Origin of the sequence: Candidatus Nitrospira neomarina, assembly GCF_032051675.1 — a bacterium.
Lineage (GTDB): Bacteria > Nitrospirota > Nitrospiria > Nitrospirales > UBA8639 > Nitrospira_E > Nitrospira_E neomarina.
Genome location: NZ_CP116968.1, coordinates 2177365 through 2196476, shown reverse-complemented (window position 1 = coordinate 2196476; position 19112 = coordinate 2177365). Strand labels below are relative to the sequence as shown.

Here is a 19112-nt window from a genome sequence, read left to right as displayed (position 1 = left end):
TCTTGATAGCAGCAAAATGATTTGTGGTGTTTTAAGGGCCGGAATGAAACATTGAAAACTACAAATGCTGAATTGTGATGCGAAACTCTTACCTCACGATAGGGATTCACAGGTGAAAATACCTTCGCCTCCTCCGATTCATATTATGCATGTGGTAACTTCATTCGATAAAGGTGGATTAGAAAATGGGGTTGTGAATCTCATCAATCGATTGGATTGTGAGCGTTTCAGGCATAGTCTTTGTTGTATTCAGCGCTCAGGGAATTTTATCGGACACGTGCAGCGGAGGGATGTGAAGGTCTTTGAACTTAACAAGACTCCTGGTTTGGATTGGCACCTCCCTGGGAAATTGTTTCAGTTGTTTCAAGCCAATCCAGTCGATGTCGTTCATACCCGTAATTGGGGAACGATTGATGCGATTTTGCCGGCAAAGATGGCCGGTGTGCCCATTGTAGTCCATGGAGAGCATGGGCGTGATATGACCGATCCTGATGGCCGTCGAATCATTCGAAGATGGACCCGACGTCTAATTGGATGGTTCGTTGATCAATTCGTGGCGGTTTCTCAGGATCTCGGTTCGTGGTTGGTGAAATCAGTCGGGATCCCTGAAGGCAAAGTCGTGGCAATTCCCAATGGAGTAGATGTGAAGAGGTTTTCTTTATGGAAAAGAGGGGCAGAGCGACATCAACAAGATGCCGTAATAACCATCGGGACGGTTGGACGCTTTGATCCTGTCAAGGATCAAGAATTGTTGATCAGGGCCTTTGCCGATCTCGTTCACGGTGGCCAGTCCGTTCATCTTTTGCTTGTTGGATACGGCCCGTGTCAACACAACCTCGAAGCCTTGGTTGAAAAGCTTCAGTTGAACACCCACGTTCATTTTGCAGGGCAGCAATCTGATATACCCACATGGTTAAGCCGCATGGATGTGTTTGTCCTCCCATCGCTTCGCGAAGGACTCTCGAATACCATTTTGGAAGCTATGGCTTCAGGCCTTCCGGTAATCGCCACTCGAGTGGGTGGAAATCCTGAACTGGTGATTGATGGTGTCACCGGGTTTTTGATTCCAACTGGGGATGTGAATGCCCTTCGAAATGCATTGGCTACCTATGTGGGGGATCCAGCTCTGCTATTGAAGCATGGCCTGGCGGGTCGTGATGTTGTGGAAAGAGAATTTAATCTTGACCGAATGGTCAGTGATTACGATCAATTGTATACGAAATTGCTTGCAACCAAGACTAAAGTGAAAAGGGTCTCATTGTAACATTCGGGATTGCGATCTATGTGTGGTATTTGCGGAATATTTAACGTGTGGTCAGGGGAACCTGTTCATCACGCCATGATCGAGAGGATGGCGGATACGTTGGTCCATCGTGGACCTGATGACGCGGGGTATTACGTGACTGGCCCCATTGGACTTGGACATCGCAGGCTGTCGATCATCGACCTTGAGGGTGGGCATCAACCCATGGCCAATGAGGACCAGTCGGTTTGGGTTGTGTTTAATGGGGAAATATATAATTTTCAATCCCTTCACCACGATTTGGTCCGAAAAGGTCATCAATTTAAAACGTGGTCGGATACGGAAGTCATTGTTCACGCTTATGAAGAGTATGGAGAAGAATGTTTTCAATTTTTTCGTGGAATGTTTGCGATTGCGCTCTGGGATGGGAGCAAGAAAAAGTTAGTGCTTGCCAGGGATCGGGTCGGAAAAAAGCCTCTGTATTATTTAGTCGACAAAGATCAAGTGGCCTTTGCGTCAGAGATGAAGGCTATTTTGACCGTGCCAGGTGTTAAAAAAGAAATCGATTTGCAAGCCTTGTCCGATTACTTCTCTCTTTTATATGTCCCAGCACCAAAGTCGATCAATAAAGCTATTCGTAAAGTCCAACCCGGCCACTTTGTTCGAATAACAGAGAAGGGTGTTGAAGAAAAAGAGTATTGGGATTTACATTTCGATCCCAACCCTCACAGAAGAGAGGATGAATGGGAAGAACGATTGATGGATGCTCTCAAAGAGGCAACACAACTCCGACTCATTAGCGACGTTCCCTTGGGGGCTTTTCTTTCAGGAGGGATCGATTCTTCAGCGGTTGTGGGGCTGATGAGTCTGCTGACTGGGAAGCCGGTCCAGACCTCTTCAATTGGGTTTGTCGAAGAAGAATTTAATGAGCTGGAGTATGCGCGGGAGATTGCCAATCGGTTCAAAGCAGATCATCATGAGGTGATTGTCAAACCCGATGCTGCTCATATTCTTGAGAAATTGGTCTGGTTCTATGATGAACCCTTTGCTGATTCTTCTGCCATTCCTACGTATTATGTTTCCCAGGTTGCCCGAGAATATGTGACCGTTGCTCTTTCCGGGGATGGGGGTGACGAGAATTTTGCGGGATATCGCCGTTATGCATTTGATAAGCGGGAAGAAGACTTGCGGAGTTTATTGCCTCCAGGGCTTCGAAAAGCTGTATTTGGACCCTTATCTGTGCTGTATCCAAAAATGGATTGGGCTCCACGGATGTTTCGGGGAAAGGCCACGTTTGAAAGCCTTGCTTGTTCACATCTTGAGGCGTATTTTCGCTCCGTATCTGCGGTGAGTCCGGAACTTAAATCAGTCCTTCTTAGTCAGGATGTGTTGCACCAACTAGGAGAGTACGAAACCTTTGAACTCTTCCGAAGTTATTATGAAAAACCCGTCGGGCTTGACTCTTTTTCTCGCATACTCTACTTGGATATCAAAACCTACCTGCCGGATGATATTCTGGTTAAGGTAGATAGGGCCAGCATGGCGCATTCCCTTGAGGTTCGGGCTCCACTATTGGATCATGAGTTCATGGAGCTTGTCGCGACCATTCCCTTTCATCTCAAGCTCCGTGGGTCTACTGGAAAATATATTTTCAAGAAAGCATTGGGTCATATGCTGCCAGCGAGCATTTTGCACCGCGAGAAAATGGGATTTGGAATTCCGCTCGCTTTGTGGTTGCGGCAAGATCTAAAAAGTTTGGCTGGTGATGTGATTTTTTCTTCTCACGATGATGGGCTGCTCAATAAGAAAACGGTGGAACGTTTCTGGCGGGAGCATCAAAGTGGACTGCACGATCGTTCGACCGTTTTGTGGACCATTTTGATGTTTCGACTTTGGCAACAGGTATATAGCTATTCATGAACATGGATTCTAATTAGACGGTGAATATTCTTGGTTTTACCTCCCTGTATCCTAACAATGTTTGTCCAAATCACGGTATTTTTGTCAAGGAACGACTAACTCGGATTGCCGCCTTACCTGGTGTCCACGTTCAAATTGTTTCCCCAGTCCCGTACTATCCGCCAATTGGGTTTGGATGGCGAATGTCATACCGCCGTGTTCAGAAAAGAGAATTTGTAGACGGAATAAAAGTGTACCATCCCCGCTATATCATGGCTCCCAAAATAGGCATGGCCATACATGGTTTCCTGATGGCCCTATGTTCCTTGCCCCTAGTGAAACGCATATGTCGTGAATTTCCTCCTGATATCGTAGATGCACATTTTGTTTATCCGGATGGGTTCGCCGGGATGTTGATCGGACAATATTTGGGGTGTCCTGTTGTAGTTACGGCCCGAGGAAGTGATGTGAATGTTTGCGCGGATCTTCCAATCATTCGTTCTCTCCTGCGGCTAACTCTGTCTCGTGCCTCTTCTGTGATCTCTGTATCGAATCCCTTAGCTGAGAAGATTGGTCAACTCGGAATCTCTCAAAATAAAATTAGGGTGATTCCTAATGGTGTTGACTCTGAAACATTCTATCCGTCCTCCAAGGCTGAGGCACGAAAATCGATTAGTTTTGAGGGAAATCAAAAGCTGGTGCTCTCGGTAGGCAATTATACACCAAATAAAGGGATGGATCTTCTTGTGAAAGCGTTGGCATTTTTGAGAGATAGTGAAGGTCTAGATTCACTTCCCATTCTCGTACTCATCGGGGAGGGAAAGGAATGCCTATCCCTGGAGAGCCTTGTGATAGACCTGAATCTGACGCATAACGTACGCGTCATGGGGCCGGTTCCACATTATTTTTTACCTAAGTGGTACCGGTCGGCAGATCTATTTTGTTTGGCATCTAGCCGGGAGGGATGCCCTAATGTCATTCTCGAATCCTTAGCATGCGGGACTCCGGTTGTGGCTACGCGTGTTGGAGGAATACCCGATCTTGTAAATTCACCAGACGTGGGCATTCTCACGGATCGTTCTCCTGAAGCTATGGCAAAGGCCATTATTGAAGCACTCAATAAGGTCTGGGATGCTGATCTCATAAGTCAGCATGTCCATCGTCGTACATGGGAACAGGTTGCGGGGCAGGAGTATGAGGTGTTTAAGAGTGCAGTTGGGTAACCGAACGCACTGGTAACGCACGGTACTATTTTCCGAAAGAATAAAGTCACGTTCCTCTCACGAATGGCTTTCGGATACTAAGCAGATTTCATGACTACCGAGGGCACCTCCCAAATACTAATGAATTTTGGGCAATCATAAAGGTTTTCTTGAATCCCTATGTCTATTTGAAGAGATGGTTTTTGAGAAGTGGACCCTGATTTCTGGACAGATCGATAAGTGAAATTTCTGCCTTTCTTTACGCCACCTGCTTTGTTTGGAGATCAGCAAAATATACGGCATTGGGTATTTGTCGGTTCAATGTCTGATGACGGCGTGCGCGGTTATAGAATTGAAAACAGCTTGTCAGGCCAGCCCGCAGCGTGGTTGGAGTGTCATAGGCTCGGAGATACACATCCTCGTACTTCACGCCCCGCCAGAGACGTTCCACAAAGATATTGTCGACCCACCGACCTTTCCCATCCATACTGATCTGCACTCTCTGAGCTTTGAGCACCGCCATGAACCCCTCGCTGGTGTATGGTGGCCCCTGGTCGGAATTGAAAATTTCTGGTGCTCCATAATAGCCGAGTGCTTCTTCCAGCGCTTCCACGCATGCCTCGGTCTCCAGGGTCTTTGAGCCCCGCCAAGCCAGCATTCGAGTGAGTGCCAGTCCATAATGACCGTTAGATACAGAAACCCTTTGGCCATGGGGATATAACAGATGTCACTCGCCCAGACCTGATTCGAGCGTTCAATATTCAGGCCTCTCAGCAGGTAGGGATACACCTTATGCCCCTTGCCAGGCTGACAAGTGCGGGGCTTTGGATAGATAGCCCGGAGCCCTATTTTCCGCATCAGACGCTGGACCCGCTTCCGGTTCACTCCATACCCTCGATGCCGAAGCTCAACGCACAGCCGCCGACTCCCGTAGAGCGGCCATTGGAGATAGAGCGCGTGGAGCTGTCTCATCAATTCGATCTCGGACTCCGAGACAACCTGTGAGCGAGCATACGCACTTGAGCGAGGGACGGCGAACAACCCACGCTGACCAATCACAGAGAGCTCTTGTTTGACCTTGATCATCGCTTTGCGCTCGCTCATCGGCCGTGCCCGAGCGCGTTGGCTAAAAAATCCTTCTCCATCGTCAGCTGCCCGATCTTGGCATGGAGTTTCTGCTGAATCTGGTCATGAGTGGCGGTATCCGCCGTACTTGCCCCAAATACGTGCTCGGCTTTGGTCAGCAGCTGTTTCTTCCAGCCCTGGATCTGATTGGGATGCACATCAAATTGTTTCACCAACCCTGCCAGCGTTCGGTCGCCTCGAACGGCCGCCAAGGCGACTGTGGCCTTAAAAGCGGGGGAGTGATTCCTTCGTGATCGTCGTGCCATCTTCTGCTCCTTTCGTTGAACAAAAATATACCGCAGAAGATTTCACTGAGCATCCGGAAATTCCTGTCTAATGAATGGGGTTCACCACTTCCAAGAACCATTTTAGTGATGTCCGGCAATTTTCCCCTCATTGAAATGTATTGCATTAAGAACTAATACCGAAATACCGATTACTGTCATTAAGAGTATTCCACACTCTTGGGCGGAGATTCTCTTGCTTGGTGATGTGAGAGAGTTTTTCCCTTTGCAGGCGGTGCCGTATTGTTTCACCTCAGTAGTGTGTTGCGCAGAGCTGCTTGAAGACCGTTGTTTGAAGATAGGTGGTCTTTGCCTAAATGCAGTAGAAGAAAATTCCTTTTTGGGAAATTGAAAAGCCGACACCAAAAATGTCGATACTTTAGGTTCTATTCGTGAGCAAGATTTTGATTGTCATTAGCAGGTTTGGCTGTTCCTTTCGGAGGAGGTTGGAAATATGAAGGTCAGTATTTTTGGCTTAGGCTATGTTGGATGTGTGACCGCAGCATGTTTGAGTCAGGACGGACACCAGGTCATCGGCGTAGATATCAATGAAATGAAAGTTTCTATGATCAACGAGGGCAAAAGTCCTATTGTTGAAAAAGGTCTTGAGGATTTGATCCTTTCGGGTCGTAAAAAGGGAACCCTTCAGGCAACAACGGACTTATCCAGAGCTGTAATGGAGTCGGATGTCAGTCTGGTCTGTGTCGGTACTCCTTCTTGCAGCAACGGATCATTAGATCTTCATACTGTCAAGACTATCAGCCGTGAGCTTGGAAGTGCATTGAGGAAAAAAAGGGAATATCATTGTTTCGTTTTTCGAAGCACGGTCTTACCCGGGACTATTCGCCAAACATTGATTCCCCTTTTAGAAGAGGGTGCAGGGAAAAAGGCCCATAAAGATTTTGATGTGTGTTTTAACCCAGAATTCCTACGTGAAGGAAGCTCGATTCATGATTTTTATAATCCACCTTTTACCATTATTGGAGAAACCACCTCACGTGGAGGAGATATTGTCGCGAGTCTGAACGAAGCGATTGATGCGCCAATGGAACGCACGACATTCGAAGTGGCCGAGATGGTCAAGTACGTGTGCAATGTCTTCCATGCGCTCAAAGTCACTTTTGCCAATGAGATTGGTATTCTTTGCAAGGCGCTTGATATGGATAGCCATCAGATCATGAAGCTGGTTTGCCAAGATACAAAGTTGAATATATCTCCGGCCTACCTCAAGCCAGGCTTTGCATTTGGAGGATCATGCTTGCCCAAAGACCTGAGGGCCATACTTTATCAATGTAAAGCGTTGGATCTTGTCTCCCCTCTACTTTCCTCTTTGATGGAAAGCAACCGGTTGCATGTTCAGCGAGCTGTAAATCTCGTCATCGGCAAGGGCAAGAAAAATGTCGGAGTTCTTGGGTTGAGCTTTAAAGAAGGGACGGATGACTTGCGCGAATCTCCCACAGTGGCGCTTGTCGAAAATTTGCTGGGTAAAGGTTATCAGGTCAAAATTTATGATCCAGAGGTGTTTCTCTCGAAAATATTTGGCGCGAACAAAGAGTATATTGAGAGGGAGATTCCCCATATTTCTGGGCTGGTGTCAGACAACCTTGGTGACGTGATCCAAGAATCCGAGGTGCTGGTCATTGCAAAATCTTTTGGGAAATTTTCTACAGACATCCAGCCGTATCTGAAAGATAAAGTGATACTGGATCTTGTACGGGTGAGTTCGGATCTGAAGGAAATGAATCCCGGGAACGAAGGGATTTGTTGGTAAGAGTTCAAGAGAAAAGTCATGAATACAGATGGTGCGAAAAGACTAAGGGTCCTGTTCTTCTCTCAACGATTCCCGCTTCCTATGGATACAGGAGGAAAGATTCGGACCGGAAAAATGCTAGAGGGACTCAAGAAACATTTTGACATCACCCTATTGTGCCATTTTGAAAGTCCCAAAGATGAACCTTACTTAGGTCAGGTAAAAAAATTATGTGATGATTTTCAGTATGTCTTATGGAAAGAGGTGTTCAAATACTCATTCTCCTTCTATGCAAGAGTGTTGGCGTGGAATTTTTCTCGGTATCCCATTTCTGTGAAGAATGATTACTCTAGAGCCATTGAGGGGAAGATTGCAGAACTTGTGCAAAATAGAGAGTTTGATCTCTTGATCTGTGATTTCCTGCAACCGACCTTAAATTTTCGTAATGTTATGGGATTTCCCACTCTGTTATTTCAACATAATGTCGAATCTATGATTGTCAAACGACATTTTCAGACCGCCAGAAATGCCTTCATGAAAATGTTCTGGTGGGCACAATGGAAGAAAATGGAGCGGTTTGAAAAGAAGATGTGTCAACAATTTAATGCGGTTGTGGCTGTGTCGGAACAAGATAAGTTGATCTTACAGAAGGATTTTGGAGTGCCTAATGTCCATGCGATTCCAACAGGGGTCGATTTGATTTACTTTTCTGCAGATGAAAAGAACCCTCAAGGGAACAGTTTGGTATTTGTGGGGGCAATGGATTGGCTTCCTAATGAGGACGCAATTGTTTTTTTTGCGCGAAACATTTTACCCCGCATTAGGGTTGCCATTCCTGATGTCACCCTAACTGTTGTGGGGAGAAACCCATCGGCCTACCTGCGGCGAACCGTGGAGGAATATCCAGAGATAAGAATTGTCGGAAGAGTTGAAGATGTTCGCCCCTATATTCGTCAAAAAAGCGTTTACATCATTCCCCTCCGAATAGGTGGGGGTACACGGATCAAAGTCTATGAGGCGATGGCAATGGGAAAGGCCATTGTTTCCACTCGAGTGGGGACCGAGGGGTTGCCCGTAGAACACGGGAAGCATGTCCTTTTGGCTGACCAACCGCAAGAATTTGCTAAGTGCGTTATCCGTCTTTTACAGGATCCCATTGTACGAAACGAAATTGGCAGGTCTGCTAGGGAGTTCGTTGAGACACGTTGTGGATGGAACGAGGCGGTCAAAAGGTTTTCCGAGATTTGTTTGCGGGTTTATGATGAGATGCATTAGATCCAATCTTTCTCCTTAATTGGTTTTGCCCATGAATATTCTTTTTGTCTGCCACCGTTTTCCCTATCCGCCAAACCGTGGAGGAAAAATTCGTCCATTTCATATGATAAAACATTTGAGTGATAAGCACCGAGTTGTGGTCGCCACGCTGGCAGAAACGCATCAGGAGTTGGAGCAAGGAAGCGAAATTCGCCAATACTGTGCCGAAGTGATTGCCGAGGTGGTCCCTCCTTCTCTTCGCTGGGTGCAGGCATTTGGAGCTTTGCCAACCCGGACGCCATCATCTGCTGCGTATTTCTGGTCTCCTCGACTGTTTCAGCGAATCCGGGAGGTTTCGGAATCGATAAAGTTTGATATGGTTCTTGTTCACTGTGCCTTTGTTGCTCCTTATGTTTCCGAATTGCCAGGTTGTTTCAAAGTGCTTGATTTCGGCGATATCGATTCGATGAAATGGACAGATTATGCCACATGGCGAGCATTTCCATTAAATCTTGGATATGCGCTTGAAGCTAAAAAACTTCGAAGCTTTGAACAGGAAATGGCGAAAAGATTCGATCATTGTTTGGTCACGACCACTGGCGAATGGAAGGAATATGACAATTTGAAGGTACCAACCCCTTGTGGGGTGATTCCTAATGGAGTGGACACCTCTTACTTTTCTATGAAAAATGGAAATGAGCCAATAGCGCGGGATGCCACCATTGTTTTTTTAGGTAGGATGGATTATTTCCCGAATGTTGATGGGGCTCTCTTTTTTGCAGAAGAGGTTTTTCCAATTATTCAGAAGGAATTGCCCCATGCTCAATTTTTGGTTGTTGGAGCCGATCCTGCAAAAAGTATCCGGAAACTAGGGGAGCTACCCAATGTTACTGTTACGGGTACGGTGCCGGATGTGAGGCCCTTTCTTCGAAACGCCACTCTAACCGTAGCTCCTTTACGAATTGCCAGGGGGACTCAAAATAAAATTTTGGAGTCCATAGCGATGGGTCTTCCTGTTGTGGCAACTCCTCAGGCCGCAAGAGGAATTCAAGCTAAGGAAGATGAGCATCTTTTCGTATCAGCTACCCCAGAAGATTTTGCCCATCGAGTAATCCAACTTTTAAAAAATCCTTCCCTCCGTGTTCGCTTGGCAAACGCGGCGAAAAAGCAGATTCAAAAAACCCATTCTTGGGACTCTTCTATGAAATCTCTTGATAAGCTCATAGAGACGAAGAAATTGGATACATCTTTTTAATTGAGGAGAAGACAGTTTGGGTGCATTTTTGGCTTTCCTCTATCCGGAGGAATTACGGAATGAAGCCTCCCAGACCTATGAAAAGGGACGTCAGGCTGCAAGTCGACTCCTTGCCTTGAAACCCCAAGGTGCTGCGCAGTCAAAAGAGGCGTTTGCGGTTTCCTTTGCCCGAACAGATGGATCTGGGGGGGCAGTGGTTGGCGACCCAAAGACGGGGAGTTGGCTTCTTGCTATTGGTACATGGATCCATCGTCAATCTTTTGAGTGCCAAACAGAACAATGTCTTCTCACTCAGTATCTGGAGATTGGTTCTCTTAAATTAGCTGGAGCCCTAGAAGGGTTTTTTACTATCTTAATCGGAGATGGACGAACTGGTGAGGTGACTCTGATCACAGATATTACCGGAAGCTGTCATTGTTTTGCCCGAGAATTTAGCTGCGGAATCGCATTGTCGAGTTCTTCCTTAGTGTTGGGAAGGTTAGGGATGGTTGAGCTTGATCCCCTTGGATGCCAGGAGTTTCTTAGTGTCGGTACCATATTTGAGGAAAGGACATTGTTTAAGAACGTTCATAAACTTCCAGGCGCAACCATCTTTACATTTTCTGCTGGTCGGGTACAAAGGGAACAGCATTATTGGGATATAAAACATCTGACGCCAGAGGCCTTTGAGGGAAGATATTCTACGGATTCTCTTTGGGAAGCACTAACACGTTCCGCCCGTTTTTTGGGAGGACGGTATCCCACTCCTATTTGTGATTTGACGGGGGGGTATGATTCCCGTGCTCTTGTGGCGGCGTTCCTTGGGGCCGGTGTCCCAGTTACATGTACGGTATCAGGTCAACCGCAAAATCCCGATGTAATCGTGTCCAAAGGGCTTGCTAGGGTAGCTGGGCTTGACCACATTCATCTACCACGCACACCGCAAGTTTCTCTGGAGGCAATTATGCGGGCGTTTCAAATGACCGATGGGGAGTGTAACCTTTTTGAATACGCGGGCATTTTGCAAACTCAGGAGCGCTTGATTGGAAAGTTCGATCTTAGTGTCAATGGATCTTTTGGAGGATTGGCTCGTGGGCTCTGGTGGGAATTATTGTTCCCCTACCTGGGTGCATCTGGGAAGTTGGATGGAAATTTGCTTGTCAAACGCCGATACGCCTTTGGAGCTTATGATCGCACCATCTTTCCCCATGAAATTCAAGTCGATATCGTGGATCATCTTTCCGGTGTCATAGACCGCTTGACAGAGGGGCTTGCTCATTTTCCCAACACCTTTCAGATGGATTTTGTAAATCTGTCAATGAGAATTCATCGTTGGCAAGGACGGATCGCAAGTAGCACCAATCGTCTTCGTCCATGCCTCTCGCCATTTGGACTTCGCTCCGTCCTGGAAGTTGTTTTGCAGACTAAAACCCAGTTTCGGGTCAGGAGTTTACTCATCAGACACATGCTGCACAGGTACGATCCTACCTTTGCAAGATATCCTCTTGCACTGGGTCATCCTGCCGAACCCTTGACCTGGAATAATATGCACCGGTTTTTTCCACTGGTTGTCCATTTTGGAAAAAAGGGAATTCATAAACTCTCACAAATGGCGAATCTGAATGTGTTTGGTTCTCAATTTATCTGTAACCCCGATTCAAGACTAAACACTCTGTTGAAGGAAGATGCAGTGCGAGATTTGTTGAATCCATCTAGCATGCGTACCTTGCAGATTCTGGAGAAAGCTCCATTAAAGAGATTCCTGAGCGCTTCACAAGATTCTGATTTTTTATGGAACGAACAGTTGATGAGAATTTTTAGTATTGAATATACTCTTCGAAGCCTAGAAGCGGAACAAAATGCAGATTCATAACATTGAAAAATAAAGAATTCCTCTCGCATATTTATATCTTGAGAGACCTTGTCTTTTATGTGACAGAAAAGTAAATGCTTTCACCAAGCAGGTTGGTGGAAAGGTGTTCGGATGACCTCATCGCCGTTTCTGATTTTTAGAATCCTTTTACTCTATTTTACGTTGGGGGGAGGCGTTTTTTCTCTCTCTGCCCAAACCTTTAATAATGACTATTTTGACCCTTTACGAGACCAAAAACTGCTTAATACCAATGAGCAATATCATCTGAGCAAGGGCACATTCTATAAGCACTTTCGAGAAGGATCTGCTTCAGGGAACTTGCAGTTGGCTATCGCGGAGTTGGAGTTTATCCTTCGTTATTGGCCCAACCATCCAAATGCCTTACTTTTTATAGCTTCTATAGCCAAGATGAAAAACGATCCTAATTTGGCGGATCAGTATTTTAGGAAGGCTCTTCATTTATTTCCCCAGCATGCAATCACGCATGGCCAATATGGGCATTTTCTGGTCGAGGTTGGACGGATCGAAGAAGGCATCAACCACCTGCATGAGGCTATTCAAATGAATGAGCAATTGATGGTGGCATATGAGTGGCTAGGAGAGGCCTACAATCTTCAGGGTGACTCCAAACGTGCAAAGGAAGCCATCGCGAAAGCTAACCATTTGCGTAAGAACCAGGGAGAAAAGTAATGAGCGGGATTTGCGGGGTGGTCTTTCATGATGGACAACGGAATGTGGACTCTCCGCATTTGTCTCCGATGTTGGAGGGCCTTGCTTCCCGCCAAAATGGTCAAACTTTCATCTGTCGGAATGTTGGTTTAGGATCTGCTCCTTTTCCTGGGCGAATTTCTGTGGCACATCATGAGGAGCGGAATGGCCAACCTATGGGGTTAGTTCTTCACGGCTGCATCTTTAATCAACAGGAACTCTTTAGTGATGATGTCGACCGTTGTAGCCAAATTAAAGCCTTGCTGACGATTTATCAGAAAGAGGGTATAGGTTTTGTCGAACGTATTCGCGGTGAATTCGTCATAGCTCTGTGGGATGGATTACAAGAAATACTGTATCTTGTGACCGATCGTTTTCGAGTTCATCCGCTTTTTTATTATCTGGATCAGGAAAAACTTGTTTTTGCTTCATCAATAAAGGCATTGTCCGCCTGTCCTCTCGATATCAAGCGGTCGATCAATCCTTGTGCGCTTGTCATTATGGCTGCGTCCTATTCGATTCCCACTCCCCAGACCATTTTCAAGGAAATAAAAAAAATTCCTCCGGGTTCTTACCTCATGATGAAACATGGACAGCTAACGGTAAAAACCTATTGGGATGTTCAATTTTCTGCCCCTTCCCGAATGCCTCGAAGAGAATTAACGAATGCCCTACGGGACCAATTTGATGAGGCTCTATCAATTCGGCTTGCCTGCGATGGGTTGCGTTCTCAGATTGGTACATTTCTTAGTGGAGGAATTGATAGCACTACTGTAACTGGAGTGATTACCAGACTTTTACAACGTCAGATCGACAGTTTTTCTATTGGATTTCTAGAACAGAGTTTTAACGAGATGGAATATGCCAGAATTGCAGCTAAGGCTTTTGGTTCCGGTCATCATGAATATTATGTTTCCGCGGAGGATACGATGTCTGCTCTTCCCATTCTTACGGAGGCTTTCGATGAGCCCTATGGGAATTCTTCCGCCATACCTGCCTACTTTTGCGCTAAGCTTGCCCGAGATCACGGAATTAAGTTTCTTTACGCCGGAGATGGGGGAGATGAGTTGTTTGCTGGAAACAAGCGTTATGCAACGCAGAAACTTTTTGATTACTATTTTCGTATGCCGGTATGGCTGAGGCGATTCTTCATAGAACCTTCGATCTTTGGTCTTGAGCCCTTGCTGCCCGTGCCTATACTTGGCAAAAGTAAACGATATATTCAGCGTGCCAAGGTCCCTTATCCCTCCCGTCTTTGCGCACATGGACTTTATGAAATTATTCCTTTGCCTGAGCTTTTTGACGATTCAATCCTGGAAGCGATTGGATTTGATTTCAATCCCTATTGTGCAGTGCATGAACATTATGCCCAAGCTCAGGCTAATACCGAACTCGATCGGCAACTGTATGTCGACTTAAAGCTTGTGATGACCGACAATGACCTTATTAAAGTCATGAAGACGACAGAGGCTGCCGGGGTCACTGTACGTTTTCCCTTTATGGATCATAATTTTGTGGAATTTGCCGCCTCGGTGCCTGCTGCCTTGAAGATGCGGGGACTAACACTACGAACATTTTTTAAGGATGCCTATTCTGATGTGCTCCCCCAAGAGATTCGGAATAAATCCAAACACGGATTTGGCCTGCCCATTCATATTTGGCTTCGCACTCACCAAGGTCTCAATGAGATGATGCGGGATTTAGTGCTAAGTCCAAGAAGTGTGCAGCGGGGGTATTTCAAAAAAAAGATGTTAGAGAAGATAGTTAAAGACCATCAAACTGATTCCACCTCATTTTACGGAACCATCCTTTGGAATCTGATGATGTTGGAATTATGGCATCGTCGATACTGGAACTGATGGAGAGGTAAGGTGATACAAGTTGAACCAATTTCCACCAAATGCGATTTTCTGACTTTACATGATGAGTGGGAACATTTACTTGAAAGGAGTGAGCAGTATTCCCCTTTTTTGACTCATGAATGGTTTCAGTGTTTGTTGGAGCAATATGAGAATCCTCCACCATTATATATTCTCACAGTTCGTGATGGTCCGAAACTTCTTGGAATTGCCCCCCTATGGCGTACTGAGAGATATGTTCGAGGGATTCCTGTCAAACAAATGGAATTTATCACCAATCAGGATACCCCACTTGTTGACTTTATTGTGGAAAAAGAAAATCAGCGACAAGTCCTTTCAGCAATTCTTGAATATTTTGATGGAACATTGGGGCATTGCTGGGATGTGTTGATGCTAACGCAGTGGCCAAACCAGTCGCCGAATTTTAAAGAGGTGTTAAACCGCTTTGTGGAGGGGGGAAATAAACATCTTTTGCAAACAGCCTCGGTAACTCCATTTCTCGCTATTCAAGGGCAGTGGGATTCATTCCTTCAAGGTCATGGTCCCCGGCTTCGGAAAACTCAGCGAAATATTGCCAATCGCGTTTCGAAGCTTCCGAAGGTTGAAGTTCAGTGCTTTCGGCAAAATTTCAATGGTTCCGTAATGCAAGAGGTCCTTCAGGTTTCTCGGCAGGGGTGGAAATACCAAGAAGGAAAATCGCTGGCAAATACGGAGGATCTAAGACGCTTTTTTTCAATCCTGACTATGGTGGGAGATTCCCGAGGTTGGCTGATGGTCTGGCTTCTGAAAACGAATGGAGTACCTATTGCGATGGAATATGACCTGGAAAGTAAAGGAAAGGTCTTTGCCCTTAGGTCCGATTTTGACGAAGCCTATAAAGAATGTTCTCCAGGCGCCTACTTAGAAGCCCAAATTCTACAATGGTTATTTGTCAACGGATATCAAGAATACAACTACGGGCCAGGTCTTAATGCCTATAAGCTTCATTGGGCGGATGACTTTCGAACTAATGTCAGAATTGATGTATTCAACCGTACCCTGACCGGAAGGCTGACGTGGGAATTGGAAGGTAGGATAGTGCCGATGTGTAAGCGAATCAGGGATTGGTGGAAAGCGCCTCTTGGCCTCCAACAAAAATAAGTCTATGGGTAGGGAATTTAAACATCTTGTATTGTTGTGGACTTTTCAGTGTCTGGAAAAGTTTGGGTTATTATCTTTTTTGTTGTTTATCGCCGATTATTGCGAAGTGAAACGACTGGATTGTGGAGATGAAAAAGTCATTTTTCCCTATATCCGAAAGCGAAAGGATTTTCATTTTCTCATCCTTGTTGGGCATCGAGTGAATGATTCCCCGGACCCTTTTATCGGCGGAATTCACCCAAGCGTCTTTAAGCGGCAACTTGAAACGTTGTCCAAATCCTTTCAGATCTTGCCCCTTAAAGAAGTCCTTCTTCGGGCTCAACAATCTGATTTACCACCTAATGCACTGGCAATTACCTTTGATGATGGTTATCGGGATAATTACGAGCATGCCTATCCTATATTGAGAGCATTAGGTGTGCCTGCAACTATTTTTTTGTCAACGGGTCCCCTGGAATCTGAACAAGAACCTCTTTGGCATGATTTGGTTTTTGATGCTTTTCGACGTACTGAAGCTCCAACTGTTGCTATTGGCGATACGACCTATTCTCTCAAGACCCTTCAAGAACGACGGCAGGCTTTGTGGGTATTTAGACAATTTCTTCGTGGCTTCGAGTTTTGTGATTGGAAGGGCCTTATTGCAAGGCTACGAGTTGATTTGGGGTTTGCAAAGGATTGGAGTTGCCCTGGATTTGAAAAATTGGAGTGGTGGCATATTAAAGAAATGGCTCAACAACAGATTTCTATTGGTGTCCATACGGTTAGCCATCCGCTACTTACCTGCTTACCTATCGGGGAGGCGATACAGGAAATCAAGATATCCAAAGCCGCAATCGAAAAAAACCTAGGACTCGCAGCCGATTTGTTTGCCTATCCCAATGGAAATCGCAAGGATTTTAATGAAACCATTAAAGAAGTGCTTCGAGATGAAGGTTTTCTCTGTGGAGTTACAACTATTCATGGGACAAATTGTGTTCACACAGATCGGTTTGAGCTCAGACGCCTAGGTCTGTCTTCAGACCACCACAACATTGCGCCATTGAGGTTAGGGTGGAACAAGTTTCGTTTATCGGGGTCGTAGAGTGGTGGTGTGTAACCTGTACATAAATTATGTTTCGTCCTCAAATTTTCACTTAAATCGACACGGGTGACAGAAGTCAGTTTTTTGGGAGACCGAAATGAATCCAATCTTGTGGCCTCCATGGCATTCATAACTTTACGTGAATTGTTGATTAAAATGAATGGGGATGAGTAGACGTGTCAGAGGTACAACACCATTGCTCTGTCGATTGAACGCCTTGAACGCGCTCAACTGACAAAAAAATATCAGCAATATTTAATGAATTTGTTTGCTGTAATCAACGTAAAGTCACCATGTCCAATATAAACAGTTAGTACGACAATGATTGCCCCAGTTTGTAAAAGCAGGGAAGTTTGTCTGTGGTCTTCAAGTTTGTAAATCCATGCGTGATGCACTAGTCATACTGATTGTCATAGGGTCTCTCCCTTTCTGTTTTTTAAAGCCATGGGTTGGTGTATTAATGTGGTCGTGGCTTGGCTACATGAACCCTCATCGGTTGACCTGGGGGATAGCAAGTATCTTTCCATTTGCGCAAATGGTGGCTGTCGCCACCCTGGGTGGGTTGTTTTTCTCCAAGGAGCGCTATCGCATTCCCTGGAACAGGGAATTTGTTTTGCTCATTCTCTTATGGCTCGTTTTTTTCTGTTCTACGATGTTTGCCGAATACCAAGAAGATGCGTGGAATGCACTGGGAAAAGTATCAAAGGTTTTGCTTATGACCTTTGTAACCATTCTGGTCATTCAGGATCGTGAGAAGATTCGCTGGTTATTGTACGTTATGGCCCTGTCAATTGGGTACTATGGTTTCAAAGGGGGAATCTGGGCTGTAATGACGGGGGGACAATATCGTGTTCTTGGTCCCGAAGGAAGTTTCATGGAAGGAAATACCGAAATCGGGCTCGCCTTAGTTATGATTTTGCCCATTCTGTTATTTCTAAGACGCGATGAGACTCGAGTCTGGTTGCGTCGCACACTTTTGGCTTTCTTTGTCTTTTCCATCGTTGCCATATTAGTTACATATTCGCGAGGGGCTTTATTGGGGCTTGGGGCAGTGCTCGCGGTTATCTTTCTGAAAAGCCGCTCTAAATTTTTAACGCTTTTTCTGTTAGCGTTAGCAATCCCTGTAGCTCTTGAAGCTTTGCCGGAAAAATGGTTTTCCCGGATGGATACTATCCAAACTTATGAAGAAGATGGTTCTTCAATGGAAAGAATCAATGCATGGACAATGGCGACCCGAGTGGGCCTGGATCGACCATTGCTTGGTGCGGGATTTCGGGCTTTTACCCCGGAAATGTATGCTCGATATTTCCCTGAGGCTCCCAACCATAGAGTGGATGCCCATAGTATTTTCTTTCAGGTTTTGGCTGAACATGGATTTACTGGATTGGCTCTTTTTGCGGGGTTAATTGTCTCTTCGATATTAAGCGTAAGAAAAATGATTCGGATAGCCAAAGATGATCCTGAACAGCAATGGGTATTGAATTATGCTCAGATGTTGGAAGCAAGTCTGGTCGGGTATGTTGTATCTGGATTGTTCCTCAGCAGATCGTATTTTGATCTATTCTATCATCTTGTGGCAATTGTGATAATTTTGAAGGCTCTGACCGTTCGTAAGACGCAAGAAACGCTTCAAATGGCAAGATAGGAATCAATTGAGCCCAATAGTTTCTTGCAGGTAATGACAAAACACCCCCAAAAGAGAACAAGGCGTTTATAGTAATAATGAAAGGGGATTATTGTGTTAACAACTGACGATTTACGAAAGAAATATTTTAACTCCGAAGATCATCCTTATAGAAAATATGAAAATAAAATCGTATCTGTTCTCCGTTCTGACGATACGATTTTAGACGCCGGATGTGGTCGCACGGCTCCCATATTGAGAAAGTTTGTTGGTAAAGCAAAAATTCTTATTGGTGTCGATTTAGAAGACAGTACCGAACCTTTGCCAGGAATTAGATACTGCAAAGGGGATATTTCATCCATAAAGGTTCCGGATAATTCGATAGATGTTGTTATTTCTAGAGCAGTACTTGAACACGTCATTGATCCTAATGCTGTATTTGAGGAAATAAATAGAATCTTAAAGCCAAGCGGTCGCTTCATTTTTTTAGTTCCAAATCTTGGTGATTATGTAGCCATATTATCTCTTCTTATACCAAATAAATTCCATAAATATATCGTATCCAAAACCGAAGGGAGAGCTATGGAAGATGTTTTTCCTGCTTATTATAAAGCAAATACGTATTCATCCATACAGAAATTATGTAAAAGCCATGGGTTTGAAATTGTAGAATTTCAGTGGCTAGGGCAATACCCTGCGAGCTTTATGTTTAGTTCCGTCCTTTTCATGATTGCAACACTTTATGAGAAAATCATTAGTAAGTATGAATGTCTTGGTTTTTTAAGAGGGTGGTTGCTTGTTGAGTTAAAAAAAATCAAGGCTTAAGATTTTAGTGT

The 19112-nt window shown here is 45.1% G+C and carries 13 protein-coding genes and 1 pseudogene; 13 read left to right on the top strand and 1 reads right to left on the bottom strand.

Features of this window, described 5'->3' with window-relative positions:
• Nucleotides 1-112 precede the first annotated feature (112 nt).
• The 3 genes from PQG83_RS09555 to PQG83_RS09545 are packed head-to-tail and all read left to right on the top strand — an operon-like array spanning nucleotide 113 to nucleotide 4365.
• Nucleotides 113-1264, top strand: a complete 1152-nt coding sequence (locus PQG83_RS09555; protein WP_312748829.1) for a TIGR03088 family PEP-CTERM/XrtA system glycosyltransferase — start codon at nucleotides 113-115, stop codon at nucleotides 1262-1264.
• Between the two features lie 18 nt (nucleotides 1265-1282).
• Nucleotides 1283-3163 (top strand): asparagine synthase (glutamine-hydrolyzing), encoded by a 1881-nt coding sequence (gene asnB, locus PQG83_RS09550; protein WP_312748827.1) that lies wholly within the window; start codon nucleotides 1283-1285, stop codon nucleotides 3161-3163.
• A 20-nt stretch (nucleotides 3164-3183) separates the two neighbouring features.
• A complete protein-coding gene (locus PQG83_RS09545) occupies nucleotides 3184-4365 on the top strand; it encodes a glycosyltransferase family 4 protein (RefSeq protein ID WP_312748825.1) in 1182 nt (393 codons plus the stop codon).
• A 238-nt stretch (nucleotides 4366-4603) separates the two neighbouring features.
• Here PQG83_RS09545 and PQG83_RS09540 read toward each other — a convergent pair.
• A pseudogene (locus PQG83_RS09540) lies at nucleotides 4604-5735 on the bottom strand (IS3 family transposase).
• A gap of 472 nt (nucleotides 5736-6207) precedes the next feature.
• Between PQG83_RS09540 and PQG83_RS09535 the strand changes: the two are divergent.
• The 10 genes from PQG83_RS09535 (at nucleotide 6208) to PQG83_RS09490 (ending at nucleotide 19101) form a co-directional block, all read left to right on the top strand.
• Nucleotides 6208-7524, top strand: coding sequence for a nucleotide sugar dehydrogenase (locus tag PQG83_RS09535; RefSeq protein WP_312748824.1), 1317 nt, complete (start codon nucleotides 6208-6210; stop codon nucleotides 7522-7524).
• A gap of 18 nt (nucleotides 7525-7542) precedes the next feature.
• Nucleotides 7543-8778 carry a glycosyltransferase gene (locus tag PQG83_RS09530; RefSeq protein ID WP_312748822.1) on the top strand — a complete coding sequence of 412 codons (1236 nt, stop codon included), beginning with the start codon at nucleotides 7543-7545 and terminating at the stop codon, nucleotides 8776-8778.
• 31 nt (nucleotides 8779-8809) lie between these two features.
• A complete protein-coding gene (locus PQG83_RS09525; RefSeq protein WP_312748820.1) occupies nucleotides 8810-10012 on the top strand; it encodes a TIGR03087 family PEP-CTERM/XrtA system glycosyltransferase in 1203 nt (400 codons plus the stop codon).
• 16 nt (nucleotides 10013-10028) lie between these two features.
• The gene (locus PQG83_RS09520) at nucleotides 10029-11864 is read left to right on the top strand and encodes an asparagine synthetase B family protein (RefSeq protein ID WP_312748819.1); all 1836 of its coding nucleotides are present in this window, start codon (nucleotides 10029-10031) and stop codon (nucleotides 11862-11864) included.
• A 111-nt stretch (nucleotides 11865-11975) separates the two neighbouring features.
• A complete protein-coding gene (locus PQG83_RS09515) occupies nucleotides 11976-12554 on the top strand; it encodes a tetratricopeptide repeat protein (protein WP_312748818.1) in 579 nt (192 codons plus the stop codon).
• Nucleotides 12554-14431 carry an asparagine synthase (glutamine-hydrolyzing) gene (gene asnB, locus PQG83_RS09510; RefSeq protein ID WP_312748817.1) on the top strand — a complete coding sequence of 626 codons (1878 nt, stop codon included), beginning with the start codon at nucleotides 12554-12556 and terminating at the stop codon, nucleotides 14429-14431. The genes PQG83_RS09515 and asnB (PQG83_RS09510) overlap by 1 nt, the downstream gene beginning before the upstream one ends.
• A gap of 12 nt (nucleotides 14432-14443) precedes the next feature.
• The gene (locus PQG83_RS09505; protein WP_312748815.1) at nucleotides 14444-15571 is read left to right on the top strand and encodes a GNAT family N-acetyltransferase; all 1128 of its coding nucleotides are present in this window, start codon (nucleotides 14444-14446) and stop codon (nucleotides 15569-15571) included.
• A complete protein-coding gene (locus PQG83_RS09500; RefSeq protein WP_312748813.1) occupies nucleotides 15552-16652 on the top strand; it encodes a polysaccharide deacetylase family protein in 1101 nt (366 codons plus the stop codon). Before PQG83_RS09505 ends, PQG83_RS09500 begins: the two co-directional genes overlap by 20 nt.
• Nucleotides 16653-17034: 382 nt before the next feature.
• Nucleotides 17035-18297 (top strand): putative O-glycosylation ligase, exosortase A system-associated, encoded by a 1263-nt coding sequence (locus PQG83_RS09495; protein ID WP_312748811.1) that lies wholly within the window; start codon nucleotides 17035-17037, stop codon nucleotides 18295-18297.
• A 93-nt stretch (nucleotides 18298-18390) separates the two neighbouring features.
• The gene (locus tag PQG83_RS09490; protein WP_312748809.1) at nucleotides 18391-19101 is read left to right on the top strand and encodes a class I SAM-dependent methyltransferase; all 711 of its coding nucleotides are present in this window, start codon (nucleotides 18391-18393) and stop codon (nucleotides 19099-19101) included.
• Nucleotides 19102-19112 lie beyond the last annotated feature (11 nt).